The organism is Larsenimonas suaedae, assembly GCF_023712105.1.
Classification (GTDB): Bacteria; Pseudomonadota; Gammaproteobacteria; order Pseudomonadales; family Halomonadaceae; genus Larsenimonas; species Larsenimonas suaedae.
The window spans coordinates 26238-47471 of sequence record NZ_JAMLJI010000002.1; the positions used below are offsets into that span (position 1 = coordinate 26238).

Here is a 21234-nt window from a genome sequence, read left to right on the forward strand (position 1 = left end):
TCTCATGAACGCGTCTCTCATCTATCTGGATAACGCGGCAACGACACCGGTCGACCCGCGCGTCGCTCGCCTGATGGCCGACTACCTGACCGAGGACGGCACCTTCGCCAACCCGGCATCACGCAGTCACATGGCTGGCTGGCTGGCCGAGCAGGCCGTCGAAGGGGCTCGGCGCCAGGTGGCCGACACCGTTGGTGCCGACCCACGTGAAATCGTCTGGACCTCGGGCGCCACCGAGGCCGACAACCTCGCCCTGATCGGGTACATGAGAGCTCATCGCGACCGCGGTCATCACTTGGTCACCTCGACCATCGAACACAAGGCCGTGATCGATACGGCCATCGCACTCGAGGCGGAAGGATTCGAGGTCAGCTGGGTCAAGCCGGACAGCCAGGGCCGGATCACACCGGATGCCATCAAAAGTGCGCTTCGAAGCGATACAACGCTTGTGTCGGTGATGGCGGTCAACAATGAGCTTGGCACCGAAAACGACCTGCAAGCCATTGGCCGGGTCGTGCATACCCATGGCGCCGCCTTTCACGTCGATGCCGCGCAGGCCGTCGGCAAGATTCCGCTCGATCTTCAGCATCTACCGGTGGATTTGATGTCGCTGTCGGCGCACAAGGCCTATGGCCCGAAAGGCGTTGGCGCCCTCTTCGTGCGCCGAGGCCTTCAAATCGCCCCGCTGATTCACGGCGGCGGACATGAGCGAGGCATGCGCTCGGGCACGCTTCCGACCCATCAGATCGTCGGCATGGGCGAGGCCTTCCGACTGGTGCTCGAGGATCACGCAAAGGACAAGGACCGCCTGCACATTCTCAACAGCCGGTTTCGAGACGGCGTGGTCGCCCTCGAAGGCGTCCACATCCATTCGCCGCTGATGGGCAGCGTGCCCAACATCGTCAACGTCGGATTTGACGGCGTCGAAGGTGAGTCCTTGATCATGGCCCTGCGCAAACTGGCAATTTCCACAGGCTCTGCCTGTAATTCAGCAAGCGTCGACCCGTCCTACGTTCTGACGGAAATCGGCGTTCCCAGAGAGGAGGCGCTGGCCTCGATTCGTTTCAGCTTCGGGCGATTTACCCGCGATGACGACATCGACCTCGCCCTTGCCGAACTCAAGCACGCTTTGACAACATTGCGCGCATAATCAGACCCAGATGTTCAAGATTTCACCGGGAGGTGAGAACAATGCCCCGGATAGGTATCACACCGGCCGCTGCCGACCAGATCAAAACCGTTCTTTCCGAGCGTGGCGAAGGCCTCGGCCTTCGAGTTACCGTTAAACCGAGCGGATGTTCAGGCTACAGCTACGTACTGGATTTCGCCGACGCCGTGACCGACGACGACAACGTGTTCGAAGAGCACGACGTCAAGGTCATCGTGGACAACGAGGCGCTTGGTGTGCTCGATGGCACCGAAGTGGACTACGTCAAGGAAGGGTTGAACCGCTTTTTCAAGTTCAACAATCCAAACGTTAAAGATGAGTGCGGCTGCGGCGAAAGCTTCAGCGTTTAATCGCGCAACCGGTCGTGCATGGCTGCGGTCTAGCCGCTATAATGCCGCGCTTTGCGACGACCTCGCGCTTGCAACACAGAACGCCATACGGGCGTGTCTGTCATTTCAGTTATCCAAAGGAGTTACCCATGGCGTTGGAACGCACGCTTTCCATCATCAAGCCGGATGCCGTTTCCAAAAACGTGATCGGCGAAATCTACGCACGTTTTGAAAAGAACGGCCTGAGCGTCGTTGCTGCGAAAATGATGCAGCTCAGCCAGGAGCAGGCTGAAGGCTTCTACGCTGAACACAAGGAACGCCCGTTCTTCAACGACCTGGTCAGCTTCATGACCTCTGGCCCGGTCATGGTTCAGGCCCTCGAAGGCGACAACGCCATCGCCAAGAACCGTGAACTGATGGGTGCAACCGACCCGCAGAAAGCCGACGCTGGCACCATCCGCGCCGACTACGCGACCTCGGTCGATGCCAACGCCGTTCACGGTTCCGACGCACCGGAATCCGCCAGCCGCGAAATCGCATTCTTCTTCGAAGACAGCGAGCTTTGCCCGCGCGGCTAAGTAGCGGCACGTTACTTCCAGTGGCGGCACTCTTGCCGCCACGCCCTTATCTCCCGACCAACGACCGATGCCCATGACGACGCCTACCCCCGATACCGCCCTTGTCAATCTGCTTGGCTTGACTCGTCGCCAGATGGAGACCTTCTTCGTCGAGCAGGGAGAAAAGAAGTTTCGCGCCACCCAGGTCATGAAGTGGATCCATGCCGAAGGGTGTGATCGCTTCGAAGACATGACCAATCTTTCAAAGCCCCTGCGCGAAAAACTGGCGCGCGTGGCCGAAATACGTCCGCCGGGTATCGTCTATGAAGGCGAATCCAAGGACGGCACCCGCAAATGGGTGCTCGAGGTCGAGGATGGCAGCTACGTCGAAACCGTACTGATCCCCTCCGACAACGGTCAGCGCCGTACCCTGTGCGTGTCCTCACAGGTCGGCTGCTCGCTGGACTGCAGCTTCTGCTCCACCGGCAAACAGGGCTACCAGCGAAACCTCACCAGCGCCGAAATCATCGGTCAGGTGTGGGTCGCCACCAAGCGCGGCGGTGGCCTCAAGGACTCCAGACAGCGCCCGGTCACCAATGTGGTGATGATGGGCATGGGTGAACCCCTGCTCAATTACGACAACGTCGTCAGCGCCATGCACCTGATGCTCGATGACAACGCCTACGGCCTGTCCAAGCGTCGCGTGACCCTGTCCACGTCCGGCGTGGTGCCGATGATCGACAAGCTTGGCGATGACATCGAAGTCAGTCTCGCGATCTCACTGCACGCGCCAAACGATGAGCTTCGAAACACCCTCGTTCCGCTCAACCGCAAGTACAACATTCGAACCCTTCTGGACGCCTGCAAGCGCTATCTTGAAAAGTGCCCCAGCATCCACGCCATCACGATCGAATATACCTTGATGAAGGACATCAACGATCAACAGGCGCACGCGGACGCCCTTGCAACGCTGCTTGATGAACTGCCCTGCAAGATCAACCTGATCCCTTTCAACCCGTTCCCCAACTCCGGGTATGAGAAGCCTTCGCGCAATCAGGTCATGCGCTTCCAGCAGTGGCTGTTTGAACGTGGATACAATGCACCGGTGCGCATGACCCGAGGCGATGACATCGACGCGGCCTGCGGTCAGCTTGTCGGGCGCGTCAAGGATCGTACCCGGCGTCAGGAGCGCTACATTCAGGCACTGTCCATCGATGCCGATTGATGCCTTGACTTGATGGTCAGGCAACGCTTTGATGGGCCAGGTTCTTTTTTCACAGTCGAGCGACTCTAGGGTGAGCGCACCATGACGCACCACCTACGTTGGATGCCCTCAATCATTGCAGTCGTGATCGGCGCGATGATACTTACAGGCTGCGCGCAAACTGCGACTCGACCCGCCACCGAGACGCTCGACCAGTCGCCGGCAGGCGCCTATACGGAACTGGGCCTGGCTTACCTTCAGCGCGACGATCTTCCCCGCGCTCAGCAGGCACTCAACCGCGCGCTGCGCCTTGATGACCAGGATCCGCACGCCCTACAGGGCATGGCCCTTCTGGCCCAGCGCCAGCAGGATAACGCACTGGCTGACCGCTATTATCAGCGCGCGCTCGACCAGGCGCCCGAGTTCACCCAGGCGCGCAACAACTACGCCACGTTTCTTTTTTCTCAAAAGCGCTATGAGCCCGCCTGCCAACAGCTCGAGCGCGCCGCCGAAGACACCAACTACCCCCGTCGCGCTCAACTTTACAGTAATCTCGGCCAGTGCCGGATCGCACTCGGCGATAACACAGCCGCACTGCAAAGCCTTGAGCGTGCAAAAACCATCGATCCTCGTTATGCCCGGACGTATCTGATCGAGGCGCGTTTATACATCCAGCAAGGCGATCCTGTGCAAGCCCGCCATGCGATACGCTATTATCAGAGACTCTCGGGTGCGGATGCCCAAAGCCAGGCGCTGTTGAATCAACTCGACAAACTGCCTGCTCGCGCTCCCGAAAACGTCGCGCCCAAGCCTGAAGATAACAAGGATACGATCGAATGACGGAACGCTACGACACTGCACCTTCTTCGCCTCAGCAGCCCGCTGGAACCCTCTTGAAGCAGGAGCGTGAGCGCCAGGGCTTGAGCCTTGATAGCGTTGCCGACCGTTTGAATCTTCGTCCGTCGCTGGTCAGTGCCTTCGAGCAGAATCAGTTTGATCAGGTGTCCGTTGGCGCCTACCGCCGCGGGTACTTGCGCGCCTATGCGCGGCTGCTTGGCATGGACGAAAAAATGATCGTCGATGCCCATGACCGTGAATTCGGCCGTGATGATCAGACCACCACGCGCATCGCACCGGTCAACACCATCAAGCCGCCCAGCAAGTGGGGCAAGATCCTGTTTCCGATCGTCACGCTGATCGTGATTGCCGCCCTGGTCGCACTAACGCTTACCTGGTGGCAAAGCCGGGACAACACCCCCGGCATGAGCGACACCGACTCGCTTGATGATACGCCGACGTCAGAAGCGATTGACACCGACGCAACCAATTCAACACCCATCGACAGCATAGAGCCCAGCGACGCGTCATCACTCGCGCCTTCAGCGCCTGAGATCGAAAACGAGCGTGTGGCCGACTCGGCCGAAGCCACCATCGACACCAACGATCGTCTTCAAGTGGCAACGCAAGACGGTCGTGACGGCGCCAGCATGGCTCAAAGCGATGTTGGAGACGGGCCGGACAGCAATGAACGCGCCGCCAGTGACGACTCAAACGCCGACAGCGCCACGCCGGCGACGCCGACACTTGCGCTCGAGTTCGCCGAGGACTCCTGGGTTCGCATCACCGATAACACCGGCGCCACGATATTGACCGGGCTTCAGAAAGCAGGCACGTCAGCAAGCGCCGAGGGGACCCCACCGTTCAAGCTGACCATCGGTAATGCAAGCCATGTTACCCTTACGCTCAACGGCACCGATGTAAACCTTGCGTCACACACGCGAAGCAATAATGTTGCCAAATTCACTCTGAATCAGTAGATAGCCATGAACAGCCAATCACCGATCACCCGGCGGGTTTCACGCAAAATTTATGTCGGCTCGGTTCCGATCGGCGGCGATGCGCCGATTACGGTTCAGAGCATGACCAACACCAACACCCTGGACGTCGATGCAACCGTCGCGCAGATCAACAAGATCGCTGACGCCGGCGGTGACATCGTTCGCGTCAGCGTTCCCGACATGGACTGTGCCGAGGCGTTCGGCGAAATCAAGAAACGCGTCAGCGTCCCACTGGTCACCGACATTCACTTCGATTACCGCATCGCGCTGAGGGTGGCCGAGCTCGGCGCCGATTGCCTGCGCATCAATCCGGGCAACATTGGACGCGAAGACCGGGTCAAGGCGGTGGTCGAATCCGCCCGCGATCACGGCATTCCGATCCGTATCGGCGTCAATGCGGGCTCGCTCGAAAAAGACCTTCAGAAAAAATACGGTGAACCCACACCGGCGGCGCTGGTCGAATCCGCCATGCGCCATATCGATTATCTTGACCGGCTCGATTTCCATGACTTCAAGGTCTCGCTCAAGGCAAGCGATGTGTTCATGGCAGTTGAAGCCTACCGGCTGATTGCGGACAAGATCGAACAGCCGCTGCACCTGGGCATCACCGAAGCCGGCGGACTGCGCTCGGGCACGGTCAAGTCGTCGGTCGGTCTTGGCATGCTGCTCATGGAAGGCATCGGCGATACCCTCCGCATTTCGCTGGCCGCCGACCCGGTTGAGGAAATCAAGGTCGGCTTCGACATTCTAAAGAGCCTGAAGCTTCGCTCTCGTGGCATCAATTTCATTGCCTGCCCGAGCTGCTCACGCCAGAACTTCGACGTCATCAGCACCATGAATGCGCTCGAAGAACGGCTTGAAGATGTCATGACCCCCATCGATGTGGCGGTTATCGGTTGCGTGGTCAACGGCCCCGGCGAAGCCAAGGAGGTCGATCTGGGCCTGACCGGCGGTAGCCCAAACAACCTCGTGTACATCGATGGCAAACCGGCCAGCAAGCTTCGCAACGATCATCTGGTCGATGATCTGGAGCGTCTGATTCGTGAAAAGGCGGCCGCCAAGGAAGCCGCCCGTGACCAGCTGATCACCAGCGACGGTCGATAATAATGCGCGAGCCGGCAACCATGGCCGGCTCTGGTTCAGGAGTTGATTTTGAGCAAGATACAAGCCATTCGTGGCATGAACGACCTTTTGCCGGAGCAGTCACCGCTCTGGCAATATTTTGAAGGCCACATTCGCAGTTTGATGAGCCGCTATGGCTATCAGGAAATTCGAACTCCGATTCTCGAGCAGACCAACCTCTTCAAGCGCTCGATCGGCGAGGTCACCGACATCGTCGAAAAGGAAATGTACACCTTCGACGACCGCAACGGTGAAAGCCTCACGATGCGCCCTGAAGGCACGGCCTCCGTCGTGCGCGCCGCGATCGAAAGTGGTCTCCTGCACAATCAGACGCAACGGCTTTGGTACACAGGCCCGATGTTTCGCTACGAGCGCCCCCAGAAAGGCCGCTATCGTCAGTTTCATCAGGTCGGTGCCGAGATTTTCGGCCTCGACGGCCCGGACATCGATGTCGAAGCCATCCTTCTGACCGCCCGTCTCTGGAAGCAGCTCGGCCTTACCGAGCACGTGACCCTCGAGCTCAACTCACTCGGCTCCAACGAGGCCCGTGCGGCGTATCGTGAGCGTCTGATCGAGTATTTCAGCGCGCACATGGATGTCCTTGATGAGGATGCCAAGCGACGCCTGCATACCAACCCGCTTCGCATCCTCGACAGCAAGACGCCGGAGATGCAAAACATGATCGAGCAGGCACCTCAACTGCTGGATCACCTGGACGACGATTCCCGCACGCATTTCGAGACGCTGAAAAGTCTGCTCGATAGCGCCGGCATCCCCTACGTCGTCAACCCACGGTTGGTGCGCGGACTCGATTACTACAACCGTACCGTATTCGAGTGGACCACCACCGCCCTCGGAAGTCAGGGCACGGTGTGCGCCGGCGGGCGCTACGATGGCCTGGTCGAACAGCTCGGCGGCAAGGCTGTGCCTGCGGTCGGGTTTGCCATGGGCGTTGAACGTCTGGTGCTGCTGCTCGATACGCTGGGGCTGGTGCCGGGCGACCTGCACCAACAGGTCGATGTCTATCTCATGGCCTTTGGTGAAGCCGCCGAGCGCCAGGCCATGCTTTTGGGTGAATCACTTCGAGATGCTCTGCCAGGGCTTCGCCTTCAGGTGCACTGCGGGGGTGGCAGCTTCAAGAGCCAGATGAAAAAGGCCGACCGCAGCGGCGCTAACATTGCGCTCATACTGGGTGAAGACGAGCTTCGCGATCAAAAGGTCAGCCTCAAGTACATGCGCGAGTCGCTCGAACAGCAGACGCTTAACGAGTCAGAACTTGCGCAGTTGCTGGCCGAGCGCTTTCCCAACGCCCGCTGACGAACAGGTCATTTAGGAGTGCCTCGTGGCAGACGAATTGAGAAGTGAAGAAGACCAGGTAGACGCCATCAAGCGCTGGTGGAAATCCTCCGGCAGCTCGATCCTCGTGGGCGCCGTACTGGCTGGCATCGCCGTGTTCGGCTGGAAATACTGGCAGGATCATCAGGAGCGCCAGGCGGCCGAGGCCTCCAGCCGCTATCAGCAGCTGATCCAGCTGGTCAGCCAGAACCAGACGATCGATGATCAAACGCGCCCCAAGGTCAATGAGCTGATCGACACCATCGAGCAAAAGGACGGTGATACGCTCTACGCCAACTTGGCCACGCTCATTCAGGCGCGTCTTGCCGTACAGGACGGGTCGATGGACAGCGCACGCAATATCCTGTCGGGATTGATCGAGCGTAATCAGGACGCCTACATCGAGCGTGTCGCGCGCATCAATCTGGCTCGACTGCAGCTCGGCGAGGGCGCACCGAAAGACGCGCTGTCGACACTGTCATCACTGTCCGATGGCCCGCTTTCAGGCTATGCCGAGGCCATTCGAGGCGATGCCCATCAGGCGCTCGGTCAAGACCAGCAGGCACTCAAGGCGTATAAAGCCGCCCAGCAACACGCCCAACAATCCGATCTGCCGATTTTCGGCCTTCAACTCAAAATCGACGATCTCGCGCCCGAGGAGACGCCATGAGCATGTTCCGCCTGATTGCCCCAGCTGCGCTGGTAGGCTTACTGGCCGGTTGCGCCGGCAATCCGCCTGCCAATCCGCCCAAGCCACTGACCGATCTTACACCCAAGGTCTCATTCAACGAGCAATGGTCGGAAGGTGTTGGCAGCCTCGGGCGCGCCCGCTATCCGATCACGCCGGCGCTCGGGTCCGATACGCTCTACGCGGCAAGCGCCGAGGGCCACATCGAGGCCATCGATAACGAGACCGGCAAGGTCAACTGGAGCGTGGATCTCGATTACGCGCTTTCAAGCGGCTTGACCTATGACGCCGGGCGTCTGTATGTCGGCACGCAGGATGGCCACGTGCTGGCCATCGATGGCGACAGCGGCAAGGTGGCCTGGAATCAGAACGTATCGAGTGAAGTGCTCGCGCCGCCGCAGCTCAACAGCGGCCTCGTGATCGTTCAAGGCATCGATGGATCATTGACCGCACTCGACCGTTTTACCGGCGAACAAAAGTGGCTTTATACCGCATCACAGCCCTCGCTCACGCTCAGAGGCAGCGGCACGCCCAAGACCATCGAGCCCGTCACGTTCGCAGGCTTTGCCAATGGCCGTCTGATGGCGTTCGACAATCGCAACGGCGCGCCACTCTGGGGTCGCCAGGTCGCTGTACCCAAGGGGCGTACCGAAGTTGACCAGCTGGTCGACCTGAACGGCCAGCCGGTGCTGAGCCAGGACGGTCGCCTGTTCGTGACCAGCTACAACGGCAAGCTGATGGCCCTCAACGCTCGCAATGGCCAGGTGATCTGGCAGCGGGATGAATCGAGCTACCAGACGCCGATACTGGCCGGTGACTACCTGTTCACCGTCAACGCCAAAAGCGATGTGCTGGCCATCGATGCAGGCTCCGGGCAGCTTATCTGGCAAAACGACGACCTCGAGGGCCGCAAGCTCAGCGCACCTGCCATCTTGAGCGGACGACTCTATGTCGGTGATTTTGAAGGCTACGTACACGCCCTCGACGCGCGCAACGGCGCGCTGCTCGGACGTACCGGGCTTGGCGGCAATGGCATCAGTGTGGGTCTGCAAAGCGACGGCCAATCCCTGTTCGCCCTGACCAACGACGGCGATGTGGTGTCCTTCAAACCCAAAAAGACACCCTGATACACGCCCTGACGGCCTGCGTAACGCACGCAGGCCGTCTCTTTTCCCCGTTCGAGCAATATGCGCTATCATAGGCGCCCTGCAATCATCCATTGCGCTTCAATCGCCCATCCGCTTCAAGCCAGTCACGCGTCACGCCGAGGCCTCATGAATCCCGTTATCGCACTAGTCGGCCGCCCCAACGTCGGCAAATCCACTCTATTCAATCGCCTGACCCGCTCTCGCGACGCGCTCGTTGCCGATTACTCAGGCCTCACCCGCGACCGTCATTACGGCAACGGCGAGCTGGGCAGCAAGCCCTTTACCGTAATCGACACCGGCGGCATCAGCGGTGACGAACAGGGCATCGACGCTGTCATGGCCGAGCAGTCTCTGCTGGCCATCGATGAAGCCGACATCGTCTTTTTCATGGTCGATGCGCGCGCGGGATTGATGCCGGCCGACGAAGCCATCGCCAATCACCTGCGCATGAACCAGAAAAAGACCTGGCTTGTGGTCAATAAAAGCGATGGCATGCAGGAAGAAATTGCCACCTCGGACTTCTGGACGCTGGGCCTTGGCGACCCGATTGCCATTGCCGCCGAACACGGCCGTAACGTCTCGCAACTGATCGAGCACGTGCTCGAGCCCTACCCGGAGCAGGAGGACCTGCTTCATCCGGAGCTCGACAACGATCAGGGCATTCGCATCGGTGTAGTCGGCCGACCCAACGTCGGCAAGTCAACGCTTGTCAACCGCATGCTCGGCGAAGAGCGTGTCGTGGTCTTCGACCAGGCCGGCACGACCCGGGACGCGATCGAGATTCCCTTCGAGCGACGCGGAAAGCCCTACGTTCTGGTCGATACGGCAGGGATTCGACGCCGGAAAAATGTCACCGAAGCGGCGGAAAAGTTCTCGATCATCAAGACTCTCGACGCCATCAAGCAGTGTAACGTCGCCATCGTGGTGCTCGATGCCCGCACGGGCCTTGTCGAACAGGACCTTCACCTGCTCGACTACGTACTCAGCACTGGCCGCGCCCTGGTACTGGCGGTTAACAAATGGGATGGGCTTGAAAGCGACGCCAAGGAGAAGATGCGCTCGGAATTGAAGCGACGGCTCGGTTTTGCCGACTACGCCGACATGCATTTCATTTCAGCGCTGCACGGCACCGGCGTTGGCGATCTTTACCCTTCGATCACACGCGCCTTCAAGAGCGCGACCGCACGCTGGTCGACCAACCGCCTGACCACACTGCTTCAGGACGCGGTCGGCGAACACCAGCCACCGCTGGTGCGCGGTCGTCGCATCAAGCTGCGAATGGCCCACCAGGGCGGCAGTAACCCACCCATCATTGTGGTGCACGGCAATCAGGTTGATGCCCTGCCGGACGCCTATAAACGGTTCCTGATCAATACGTTTCGCAAGGTACTGAAGGTTCGTGGCACACCGATTCGCTTCGAGTTTCGCGCCAACGACAACCCCTACGACTCGAATCAGGGGGCAACGGATCGCGAAAAGGCCAAGGCACGCCAGCTGGCGCGCACCAAGGAAGCGCGTCGGAGCCGCCGTTAATCCGCACTGACTGCGACACGCACCTGGTTACGCCCGCCGGTCTTGGCCTCATACATGGCCTGATCGGCGGCTTCCAGCACTTGCGCCCCATGGCTCGATGGGCCGATGGGTGCAATGCCTGCACTGAATGACACTCGAAAACTTTCCTTTCCGGCCACGCAATCGAGCTGACTGAAGTTGAGCCGAATTTCATTGAAAATACGCTCGGCGTCCTTGAGCGAACAGTTCGGCAAGATGGCGACAAACTCCTCCCCCCCATAGCGCCCAACCGTATCCAGCTTTCTAAGGCGCCGACGCAGCAGATTGGCCAGAAGCCGGATGACGTAATCGCCGGTGGCGTGACCGTAGGTATCGTTGATCGACTTGAAGCGGTCAATGTCGATCATGACCACACTCGCCGGGGCGTCCATGCGCTGGGCGCGTGACACTTCGATCTCGAGCTGTTCCTTCAGGGCCGCATGTTTCATCAGCCCGGTCAGACCATCGCGCTCGAGTGCTTCGCTCAACTGCCGGGAGCGCTGTGCGCGCACCTTGATCGCATTGACCAGTTCGCTGTCGCCGATCGGCTTGGCCAGGAAATCGTCACCGGCCTGGCGCATCGCAAGGGCCCGCCGATCCTGATCGGTTTCAGCCGACAGATAAATGATGGGCACCTTGAGCCAGTCATCATCAAGTCTTAATACCTGAGCGAGCTCCGGCCCGCTGCATCCAGGCATATTGATATCGACGATCAAAATGTCGGGCAAGTGGTCCCGTAGAGCAGCGACAATGTGCGACGGCTCGTTCACGACCCGGCTGTCGATGCCGGCACCCTCGAGCACCAGCCGAAAATGTTCGGAAAGCTCCGCATCATCGTCAACGATGACCACGCGGTACGGATCCTGAGTATGACGGCTCGCCAGACGCCGAATGCGCGCTTCCAGGCGAGGAATGTCGATGGGATACACGAAGTACCCCTTTGCGTGGTGGCGAACGGCTTCAAGCCGGCGGTCAAAGGAATCGGTTCGATCCAGAAGAATCAGCGCCGGCGCCCCCTTGGGCTCGAACAGCGCACTGAGTTCAGGGTCAAGCGACTGATAGTCGGCGATCACCACGTCGGGACGTGCGCCACCCTGGGCCAGCGCCTTCGGGTTGGAATCAAGCGTCACCGCGTACCCAAAGCCCTCGAGCGCATCGGCGATACCGCGATGCTCCGACGACTCATTGCCGACCAGACTGATGCGTACCGGCGAGTCGAGCGCCGGAACATCGACATCGGCCGCTGAGGCCTCCCCCCCTCCTTTGATCATCTGCTCGAGTTCATTTTTGAGCACGCTCAGCCCCTGACACAACTCAAGCATGCGCGCGGCCTCAGGCGTGGCCGATGAATCAAGCCACATCTGTGTACGCTGCTCATAATCACGGCAGCGAAGCCCGATCGATGCGCACCCGAACGAGCCGGCCGAGCCCGAGATACGGTGCAACCCATCGCGCAGCGTCTTGAGGCGGACGTGGTCATAAAGAGACTCACTGAGCTCAAGCGCCGTTTGATGAAGATCGGCAAGATCGGAGTTCAGCCGGATCTGATAATTTGCCCTCAGTGCCGCGAGCTGTTCCTGAACCTCTTCAGGGGTCGACATGGACATCCTCCCAGATTCGCTTGAGACGATCGGCGAGCGTCATCGGATCGAACGGCTTTTCAAGCACGTCTGCCGCACCGATTGCCCGATACTCCTCTACCTCGGCCGGCTGAATCTTCGCGGTCATGAACACGACGGGAATGCGGGAAAGCTCGGGATCTGCTTGAAGCCTCTTGAGCGTACTGGGGCCATCGAGGTTGGGCATCATCACATCCATCAGGATCAGATCCGGCTTGAATCCGGCAAGCGTTTCCAGAGCGTGCTGGCCATCATCACAGCCTGTCACCTCGAATCCTCCGACCGTCTCCAATGCCACCCGTGCGACCGCCTGAATCGAGGGGTCGTCTTCTACATGCAAGATACTCTTGAGTTCAGTCATTTAAACCACCCCCTGCCTGGCCCTCGTTCAACGCCTTGCGAAGAACGTTGACAAACGCTTCGTTGGAAATACGTGATTTAGCCACCGCGCCATACACCCGACTCTGCTGTTCGGCAGTCACTTCACTGCCTGAAAGCACCAGCACCGGCGGCACGTTGGCCTTTTGTTGAATCAGCGGCATCAGCTCCCATCCGGACCCGTCAGGTAGACCAAGATCAAGCAGCACCAGGTCATAATCCTGCTCGGACAGCAGGGTCCGCGCCGTGGCCAGATCCGGTGCGGCGTCGAGGTCGGCGACGCGTCGGCACATGGTCGCGATGACATGGTGGAGATCATGGTCATCCTCTACATGAAGAATGCGCCCTCGATGCGTTCCGTTCCCCATCGCCTTGCGCAGTACACTCAACAACCGGGTTTCATCCAGGGGCTTGTTCAACCAGTCAAGCGCCTTGACGCCGCGCGTCAGCTGCAATGAGCCGTTGGCCATGTGCGCCGAAATCACGATGACCGGTAAGTCATGATAGCGCTCATCCGCGCGCAGGCGCTGCATGAGTGTGGTGCCGGTAAAATCAGGCAAGATCATATCAAGCGTCATGGCATCGAACTGCTGCAGTTGGAGCAGCTCGAGCGCCGCCTTGCCCGTGTGGGCAACCGTCGCGCGATACCCCCACCGCTCGATCAGATCCGACAGCAGACCGGCCACATCGGTATCGTCCTCGACGATAAGCACCGAAGGCCGCAGATCACCTGCATCCTTGACCACATCATGAGCGCTCGATGACTCGACTCGAGGCAAGTCGACATAAAAGACACTGCCCGCGCCTTCCTCGGAGTCGAACCCGACCTGTCCATTCATTCGATACGCCAGTTCACGGCTGATCGCAAGCCCAAGACCGGTACCGCCCTTTTTCTTGGTATCCGAAGAGTCGGCTTGGGAAAACTTGTCGAAAATCTTTGATTTGAACGACTCGGAGATGCCTGGCCCATGGTCTTCGATTTCGACGCGAACCCCAAGGCTTGAAGGCCGTGCACGAACGATGATCCGATCACCCTCGGGAGAGAACTTGATGGCATTGGACAGAAAGTTGGCCATGATCTGCTGGAAACGGTCGGCATCGACCGCGACATGGCAAGGCTCATCCAGCTCCAGATCGAGCGTGACTCCAAACTGGGTCGCGTAGGCCTCGTTGGCGAGAAGCGCCTGCTCAAGCAGCGGCGCCAATGGCTGCACTTCGATGTCGAAACGCATCTTGCCGGCCACCAGCTTATCCATATCCAGCAGGTCATTGATAAGAACGTTCAAGCGCTTGGCGTTCTTGTGCGCGATGTCGAGCATGCTCTTGGTTTGCTCCGGAAGCTCTCCCAGCGCGCCACCGGTCACTAGTCCAAGCGAGCCAGAAATGGACGTCAGCGGCGTGCGAAGTTCATGGCTAATGGTTGAGACGAATTCGCTCTTCATGCGCTCGATACGCTTGCGCTCACTGATGTCCTGGCCAATGGCCAGATAGCCTACCGGCTGCCCCTGCTGATCCTTGATGGCGGTCAGAACCAGCGACACCGTGATATCGCTGCCGGTACGGGTGCGACAGTTCCATTCACGCGTCTCTTCACCGTCCCTGCGCGCCTTCTCGACCAGAACGTGCTGCTTGCTTACGGAGATGTTCAGCTCGTCGCACAGTTGCTCATGGTAGGCATCCACTTCGTTGGACAGCAGCAACAACGACTGCGCCGACCGACCGAGCGCCTCGTCTTCCCGGTAACCAAACAGGTTCTGAGCGCCCGAATTGAACAGCGTGATGTCTCCGTCCAGATCCATGGCAATGAAGGCAACATTGACCGACGCCTCGATCAGTGCCTCCAGTCGCTGACGTGACTGCAACAACGCCTCTTCCGCCAGCTTCTGATCGGTCACATCGTAAATGAACCCGTACCAGGTGGTGGCGTTGTCGGGTTCGCGCTCAGGCGTGGAACTGCCGCGCATCCAGCGCACCTCCCCGGCATCACCCCGGATACGGTAATCGATACTCCAGGGCACCAGTTGCTCCCGCGAGCGGGTAATGGAATCGATCACGGCGGCTAGGTCTTCTTCATGGATAGGGGTAAAGGCGGCTGAAGCATCAAACCGCACATCCTCTGGGGTAACGCCGTAAACGTCCTTGATGCCATCGCTGACATAGGGGAAGGAGGTGTGGCCATCCACATCTTCGCGGAACTGATAAATCATGCCAGGCAGGTGCTGGCTGACCTTGCCCATGCGCGCCATCAGCTCGCTTCGCTGCTGCTCTTCATGATGGGTGTGCAGTGCGGTACCGATCCAACGTGACAGCGCCAGTAAAAACTCCTCGTCCAGGCTGGTCATTTCAAACGCTCTCACCGACGGGCTTGAAAAGTTGACCGTACCGTAGCGCATGCCGCCGACCCACAGCGGTACGCCGATATAGGCTTTGACCTGCATGATGCGATGACACGGATGATCCAGGTAGGTCGTTTGTTCGACATCGGAAAAGGCCAACATGCCATCCTGTTCGAGCGTGATACCGCAATAGGTATCTGTCAGCGAAAACCGCTCACCGCCCTTCAGTGCGCCCTCTGGCGAGCACTGGAAGCGAACGATGTAGTCGTCGCCGTTGATGCGACTGACGATGCCGATCGGAAGATTCAGAAACTCACAGCCGATGGCAAGGGCATGGGAAATGCGCTTGTCGAGCTCGAGCTTTCGGTTGGCGGATACTTCATTGAGCGCCCGCAGCGCCTTGACCTGACGTTCAAGCGACTGCTGCGTTTGGCTCATCTGACGACGCGTTGACCGGCCATGGGCAACCAACAGGATCAAGAGCCCGCAGGCCGCCAGCAGCATGCCAATGCACCAGCGACCGATGCTTTGCAGGTAATGCCATCGGTGCATTTCAGCTCGCGCGGTAATGTCCTCGGCAACGATGACATGAAGATTGCCGGCGGTGCCCAACGGCACCACCGCCGCATAGTAGATACGCTCACCAAGAGAAACCTGTCGCTCGGACTGCCCCTCGAGCCGAGACAGAAGTGCTCGGGCCTGCTCATTCGACTCATCCGCCACGCGCCACTCGGCGGGAGACTGACCGACCCAGGAGGACGGCGCCACGACGGGGGTAACCACAAGATCGAGCGTCTTCGAAAGCGCGTAGAAATTATCGATCAGCGAATCGCTGATCACGATCCTCCCCTGGCGCGCGCGCTCGGCACCGGGCACGTCGAAGTACCCCGTAACGCGCTGATTGAGACCCAGGTCCTCGTGGATTATCGGTGATGCGCTGTCCGGCGTATCGTCACGGAGCGAGGCTGATCGATTGGAGCGTTCAGACGGCTGTCCGTATTCGAACAACGGTGACGCCTCGCCGGGGGCATAGATCGCAAGATAATCCACATTGCTTGTCTCGATGGCTCGACGGTAAGGCGTCATTTGCGCGTCGAAACGGGTCTTGAGCGCCGCCCGCGTGGCCCTGTCTTCAGCACGCGACCATTGCTGCATCAGCTCGGCAAGCGCGGTATTGGCAGTAATCAATTCGACCTGCTGCCGCATTGAATCCACGCTCAAGGCCAGCATCTTGGACAGGGCCTGCTGCTCGAGAACAATGTCTTTATGAAGGCTTGCGTGCCAGTCCTCGTCGGAATGACGCAACGACGCTGACATCATATAGCTGAAGAAGATTACGATCAGCAGGATGCCAAGCGCGGCCAGCGACTTTGGATGTTTGAGAGTCGAGGGGATCCCGTTCATGCCATACGCCTTAACAATGGGTAAAAGTAGTAACGGCTAAAGTGAACGGTAATACACCTATAAAATTCGGTAACCACGAAATAGGCAATAAAAAAGGCGCCTTACGGCGCCTTGCATTTGGACGACATCACTCAAACGATCAGATCTGATGCGCTGTATGACTTATTCAGACTGGCTGCCGGCCCACTGCGCCGCGAACTGCCACGCGGCGCGCCCGCTTCGAACGCCGCGGGCAGTTGCGAACCGAACCGCGGCCTCACGGGCAGACTCGTCCCAGGTACCGCCCAGCGCATCAAGCCAATGCGCGCAGGCCGAGAGATACGTCGCCTGATCGAATGGGTAAAAGCTCAGCCATAGACCGAATCGGTCCGACAGCGAGATCTTTTCCTCAACGGCGTCGCCATGATGAAGCTCCTGCCCGACGACGCGACTCTGTTCATTGTCTCGGCTGGATTCAGGCAGCAGGTGCCGTCGATTGGAGGTGGCGTAGAGCACCACGTTCTCGGGTGGGCCGGTCAGCGTGCCATCGAGCACGCTCTTGAGTGCCTTGTAGGCATCGTCACCGCCCTCAAACGAGAGATCATCGCAGTAGACCACGAACCGATAAGGCTGATCGCGAAGCTCATTCACAAGGGTCGGCAGGCTGATCAGGTCGAGCCGGTCGATCTGGATCAATCGAAGCCCTTCAACGCCAAGCTCATTGATGAGTGCACGCACCAGAGACGACTTGCCGCAGCCGCGTGCCCCCCACAACAACGCATGATTGGCCGGCCGACCGGCCAGAAACGCGCGCGTATTACTCACCAGGGCGTCGCGCTGGCGCTCGATACCCACCAGCTCCGACAGTTTCAGGCTGTCGCGAGGCTCGACCGCGATCAGCTGACCGCCCAGGGGGTGGCGCTGCCACAGCGCCGCCGTATCCCGCGCCCAGTCGATCGGGTCGCGCTGTGGCGGAAGAAACGGCTCGAGTCGATCCAGTAAATGAATCAAGCGCGTACTCAGTGCCTCGTTCATGACAGATCCTTATCCTTTTACACATTTAACTTAACGCCAGAGCGCTGTAAGGTGGCATCGAACCAAGGGAACTTGACCGCCAAAAGGAGCGCATGACCCGCATGGCAAGACGTTCATGGAAGACCCCACTTATTCTAGGTCTGCTCGGCGCAGTGCTGAGCGGCTGTTCGACCTCGCCTCTCGGCCGCTCTCAGCTCTCGCTCTATTCAGACGACGAGCTGGGGCAGATGGGGCAGAAAAGCTTTGCCACCTACCAGCAGAAACTGCCGGAAGTCCAGGGCAAGACGCGCCAGTACGTTCAATGCGTCGCAGACGCCATCACCGATCAGGTCACGCAGGAAGGCGCCCCGAAACAGTGGAATCTGGCTGTGTTCAAAAGTGATCAGGCCAATGCGTTCGCTCTGCCGGGCGGCTACATCGGCGTCTACAGCGGTCTTTTGGATGTGGCCAAGAATCAGGACCAGCTCGCGGCCGTGATCGGTCACGAAGTCTCCCACGTTCTCGCGCACCACGCCAACGAGCGCGTCTCGACCCAGGCTGTGACCCAGTCCGGACTCAGCGTGGTCAGCGCCGTCGCCGGCGGCGGCGAACAGCTTGCAACGCTTCTGGGCGCGGGCGCTCAGTATGGCGTACTGCTGCCCTTTTCACGCAAGCAGGAATCGGAGGCGGATCTGCTTGGGCTGGATTTGATGGCCAAGGCAGGCTTTGACCCTGAGGCAAGCGTTGCGCTCTGGAACAACATGAAAGCCGCCGGCGGCGGCCAACCGCCCGAATGGATGTCGACCCACCCGGGCAACGACCGCCGCATTGGCGACCTTCAAGGCCGCATGAGCGAGGCCGGGGCGCTCTACACCAGTGCCAAGTCGGCCGGACGCACACCCAACTGCAACCGCCTGAAACCATAGTGTGACTGCCCCGACGCCGACATCATGGCGTCAGGGCGCCTCATCAAGCAGGGTCGCGGTCAAGGCCTGGCGTACCGCGCGGCGAACCGGCTCGGTTTCCGGCACCGCGCCGCGCCAGAGTTCAAATGACGCCGCGGCCTGCTCCACCAGCATGCCCAGCCCATCAGAGGTACGAGCGCCCAATGCCTCGGCCCACGTCATGAACACCGTCGGGCGCGCGGCGTACATCATGTCGTAGGCAAGGGTTGTCTCATCAAGCGTTACGTTGGGAAGCGCCGGCAACTCATTGCCAAGGCTTGCGCTGGTGCCGTTGATGATGACATCGAAGTGGCCGGTTGCATCGTCGAAATGCCCCCCCTCGACCGGCCCAAGGTCTTTAAACGCCTCAGCAAGCGCACTCGCTTTCGACGCTGTTCGATTGGCCACCATGACGGTTGCCGGCGCCGTCTCGAGCAAGGGTTCCAGTACCCCCCGCACAGCGCCACCGGCACCCAACACCAGAATGCGGCCACCCTCAAGCCGTGCCTGCAGACGCACAAGATCGCGCAACAGGCCCACGCCATCGGTCGTATCACCAAGTGCCTGCCCCTGTGCGTTCACCATCAAGGTATTGACCGCGCCTGCGCGGCTCGCACGCTCGGTCAGTCGGTCGGCCAGACGGTAGGCCCGCTCCTTGAACGGCACGGTGACGTTGGCCCCAAGGCCGCCTTCCTCGACAAAGGCGTGCCAGGCGCTTTCGAACGCCTCGTCCGGGTCACGCGCCTCGTAATGAAGCGCCTGATCGGTTTGCGCAGCAAACGCCGCGTGCAGCGCCGGAGATCGGGAGTGGCTGATGGGGTGGCCAAATACGCAGTAAAGATCGCTCATGACGTGGGGCATCGCTGTAGGTTGAACACCCAGGCACTCTAGCATGACCTCGTTTCGACCAAAAAAACGCCGGCTCGAGCGCCGGCGTTTTTTTGGTCACGGCCTCAAGGAACCGACGCACAGGCAGCCATCGCTCACTCGGTGTCCGCCTCACCCAGCCAGTCACGGGCATGGAGGTAATCGTGGTAGAGCGTCTCTTCGATGGAGGCCTCTTCCGGCGTCCACTGATAGCGCCACTCCGCCACCGGCGGCATCGACATCAGAATCGACTCGGTACGCCCCCCGCTTTGAAGCCCGAACAACGTGCCGCGGTCATACACCAGATTGAACTCGACGTAGCGCCCGCGACGATAGGCCTGAAACGCGCGTTCTCTCGGCCCGTAGGGTGTGTTCTTGCGCGCCGATGCGATCGGCAGAAACGCCTCGGCGAAGTGGTTGCCCACACTTTTTTGAAAGGCAAAGCAGGTGTCGAAATCCCACTCGTTCAGATCGTCGAAGAACAGCCCGCCTACACCCCGGGTTTCATCGCGGTGCTTCAGATAGAAATACTCGTCGCACCACGCTTTGTAGCGCGGATAGACATCGAGGCCGAACGGGTCGCAGGCCGCCTTGCAGGTCTTGTGCCAATGAATAACGTCGTCATAGACCGGGTAATACGGCGTCAGATCGATGCCGCCGCCAAACCACCACACCGGGTCTTCGCCCTCTTTTTCAGCGATGAAAAAGCGGATGTTGCCGTGCGTTGTCGGCACGAACGGGTTATGCGGATGAAGCACCCACGATACGCCGGTGGCGTGAAAGCTGCGGCCGGCAAGCTCGGGCCGCGCCGCGGTCGCTGACGCCGGAAGCTCTTCCCCATAGACGTGAGAGAAATTGACCCCGCCCTTTTCAAACAGCGCCCCGTTTTCAAGCACTCGCGTACGCCCGCCGCCGCCTGTTGCGCGCGTCCAGGCATCCTCCTTGAACTCGGCATCACCGTCTTCTTCGGCCAGGGCGTCACAGAGTCGGTCCTGGAAATCGAGCAGGAAGGATTTCACGGTGTCGAGATAGGCATGGGACATGGGGCAACCCCTTAAAGATGGCCGGTCATTGAATATATCGATCGCTTGAGGATCGCATCACGCGCGTATTGTCGGTGATCGCGCCGATAAGCGACACCCCTGCGTGCTCGAGCACCCGGCACAGATTGCCGCAGGCTCAACGCAGAACGCGCCCACTGTCGAGATCGACGATTCGGCTGGGTGCGGCTCGCCCGCCGAGCGCGCCATCCAGTACCGCCAGATCATGGGCACTGGGGAAATGCGCGAGAATATCCTCTGCGCTCATGCACGGCGGCGCGCCTGCCTGATTGGCAGACGTCGACACCAGCGGGCCGCCAAAGGCGGTGCACAGCTCGATCACCAGCGGGTGGTCGGTCACTCGAAGCGCGATGCTTGAGTGCGCCCCGCGCACCAGCGGATGGGCCCGGCCATTATCCGGCACTAAAAAGGTGGTCGGCCCCGGCCAGTGGGCTGCAAGCGTCTCACGCTGCGACGACGTTAGACCGTCAAGATAAGGCGCGCACTGCTCAATCGACGCCGCGATCAGAATAACGCCCTTGGCCGGGTCACGCTGTTTAAGCGCTAAAAGCGCCTCAAGCGCCCTGGCATCATCGGGGTCGCACCCAACCCCCCAGACCGCCTCGGTCGGGTACGCCAATACCCTGCCGGTGTGAAGCCAGGCCGCCGCCTGATCGAGAGAGACCGTTTCAACCATCGAAGAACTGCTCCTG

19 protein-coding genes are annotated in these 21234 nt (G+C 59.9%); 12 read left to right on the plus strand and 7 right to left on the minus strand.

Annotation, left to right across the window (positions count from 1 at the left end):
- Positions 1–4: 4 nt before the first annotated feature.
- The 11 genes from NAT49_RS06120 to der all read left to right on the plus strand — a co-directional run bounded on the left by NAT49_RS06120 (position 5) and on the right by der (position 10922).
- Positions 5–1150: a cysteine desulfurase family protein gene (locus NAT49_RS06120; RefSeq protein ID WP_251592070.1), complete on the plus strand. Its 1146-nt coding sequence runs from the start codon at positions 5–7 to the stop codon at positions 1148–1150.
- Positions 1151–1191: 41 nt separating this feature from the next.
- On the plus strand, positions 1192–1518 hold the full coding sequence (locus NAT49_RS06125; protein ID WP_251592072.1) for a HesB/IscA family protein: 327 nt from the start codon (positions 1192–1194) through the stop codon (positions 1516–1518).
- A gap of 128 nt (positions 1519–1646) precedes the next feature.
- Positions 1647–2075: a nucleoside-diphosphate kinase gene (gene ndk, locus NAT49_RS06130; RefSeq protein WP_251592074.1), complete on the plus strand. Its 429-nt coding sequence runs from the start codon at positions 1647–1649 to the stop codon at positions 2073–2075.
- 67 nt (positions 2076–2142) lie between these two features.
- Positions 2143–3279, plus strand: coding sequence for a dual-specificity RNA methyltransferase RlmN (rlmN, locus tag NAT49_RS06135; protein ID WP_251592081.1), 1137 nt, complete (start codon positions 2143–2145; stop codon positions 3277–3279).
- Positions 3280–3360: 81 nt separating this feature from the next.
- Positions 3361–4098, plus strand: a complete 738-nt coding sequence (pilW, locus tag NAT49_RS06140) for a type IV pilus biogenesis/stability protein PilW (RefSeq protein WP_251592089.1) — start codon at positions 3361–3363, stop codon at positions 4096–4098.
- Entirely contained in the window at positions 4095–5075 is a 981-nt protein-coding gene (locus NAT49_RS06145) for a RodZ domain-containing protein (protein ID WP_251592091.1), read from the plus strand. Before pilW ends, NAT49_RS06145 begins: the two co-directional genes overlap by 4 nt.
- A 6-nt stretch (positions 5076–5081) precedes the next feature.
- A complete protein-coding gene (gene ispG / locus NAT49_RS06150) occupies positions 5082–6200 on the plus strand; it encodes a flavodoxin-dependent (E)-4-hydroxy-3-methylbut-2-enyl-diphosphate synthase (RefSeq protein WP_251592099.1) in 1119 nt (372 codons plus the stop codon).
- A 45-nt stretch (positions 6201–6245) separates the two neighbouring features.
- Positions 6246–7535, plus strand: a complete 1290-nt coding sequence (hisS, locus tag NAT49_RS06155) for a histidine--tRNA ligase (protein ID WP_251593537.1) — start codon at positions 6246–6248, stop codon at positions 7533–7535.
- Positions 7536–7560: 25 nt separating this feature from the next.
- Positions 7561–8223 carry a YfgM family protein gene (locus NAT49_RS06160; RefSeq protein ID WP_251592101.1) on the plus strand — a complete coding sequence of 221 codons (663 nt, stop codon included), beginning with the start codon at positions 7561–7563 and terminating at the stop codon, positions 8221–8223.
- Positions 8220–9368, plus strand: a complete 1149-nt coding sequence (bamB, locus tag NAT49_RS06165) for an outer membrane protein assembly factor BamB (protein WP_251592103.1) — start codon at positions 8220–8222, stop codon at positions 9366–9368. The genes NAT49_RS06160 and bamB overlap by 4 nt, the downstream gene beginning before the upstream one ends.
- Positions 9369–9515: 147 nt before the next feature.
- Entirely contained in the window at positions 9516–10922 is a 1407-nt protein-coding gene (gene der / locus NAT49_RS06170) for a ribosome biogenesis GTPase Der (RefSeq protein WP_251592110.1), read from the plus strand.
- On the opposite strand, the gene NAT49_RS06175 is transcribed toward der, so the two are convergent.
- The 4 genes from NAT49_RS06175 to NAT49_RS06190 form a co-directional block, all read right to left on the minus strand.
- On the minus strand, positions 10919–12541 hold the full coding sequence (locus tag NAT49_RS06175; protein ID WP_251592115.1) for a diguanylate cyclase: 1623 nt from the start codon (positions 12539–12541) through the stop codon (positions 10919–10921). The two genes, der and NAT49_RS06175, sit on opposite strands and share 4 nt — an antisense overlap.
- On the minus strand, positions 12528–12920 hold the full coding sequence (locus tag NAT49_RS06180; protein WP_251592122.1) for a response regulator: 393 nt from the start codon (positions 12918–12920) through the stop codon (positions 12528–12530). The genes NAT49_RS06175 and NAT49_RS06180 overlap by 14 nt, the downstream gene beginning before the upstream one ends.
- Positions 12913–16677: a response regulator gene (locus NAT49_RS06185; protein ID WP_251592125.1), complete on the minus strand. Its 3765-nt coding sequence runs from the start codon at positions 16675–16677 to the stop codon at positions 12913–12915. The genes NAT49_RS06180 and NAT49_RS06185 overlap by 8 nt, the downstream gene beginning before the upstream one ends.
- Before the next feature lie 162 nt (positions 16678–16839).
- The gene (locus NAT49_RS06190; RefSeq protein ID WP_251592132.1) at positions 16840–17691 is read right to left on the minus strand and encodes an ATP-binding protein; all 852 of its coding nucleotides are present in this window, start codon (positions 17689–17691) and stop codon (positions 16840–16842) included.
- Between the two features lie 92 nt (positions 17692–17783).
- Between NAT49_RS06190 and NAT49_RS06195 the strand changes: the two genes are divergently transcribed.
- Complete coding sequence (locus tag NAT49_RS06195) at positions 17784–18596, plus strand: M48 family metallopeptidase (protein ID WP_374708777.1); 813 nt, start codon at positions 17784–17786, stop codon at positions 18594–18596.
- Positions 18597–18626: 30 nt separating this feature from the next.
- On the opposite strand, the gene aroE is transcribed toward NAT49_RS06195, so the two are convergent.
- The 3 genes from aroE to tsaC all read right to left on the minus strand — a co-directional run bounded on the left by aroE (position 18627) and on the right by tsaC (position 21218).
- Positions 18627–19463: a shikimate dehydrogenase gene (gene aroE / locus NAT49_RS06200; protein WP_251592136.1), complete on the minus strand. Its 837-nt coding sequence runs from the start codon at positions 19461–19463 to the stop codon at positions 18627–18629.
- A 134-nt stretch (positions 19464–19597) separates the two neighbouring features.
- Positions 19598–20524 (minus strand): oxygen-dependent coproporphyrinogen oxidase, encoded by a 927-nt coding sequence (hemF, locus tag NAT49_RS06205; protein WP_251592137.1) that lies wholly within the window; start codon positions 20522–20524, stop codon positions 19598–19600.
- A gap of 136 nt (positions 20525–20660) precedes the next feature.
- A complete protein-coding gene (gene tsaC / locus NAT49_RS06210; protein ID WP_251592148.1) occupies positions 20661–21218 on the minus strand; it encodes an L-threonylcarbamoyladenylate synthase type 1 TsaC in 558 nt (185 codons plus the stop codon).
- Positions 21219–21234: the final 16 nt, after the last annotated feature.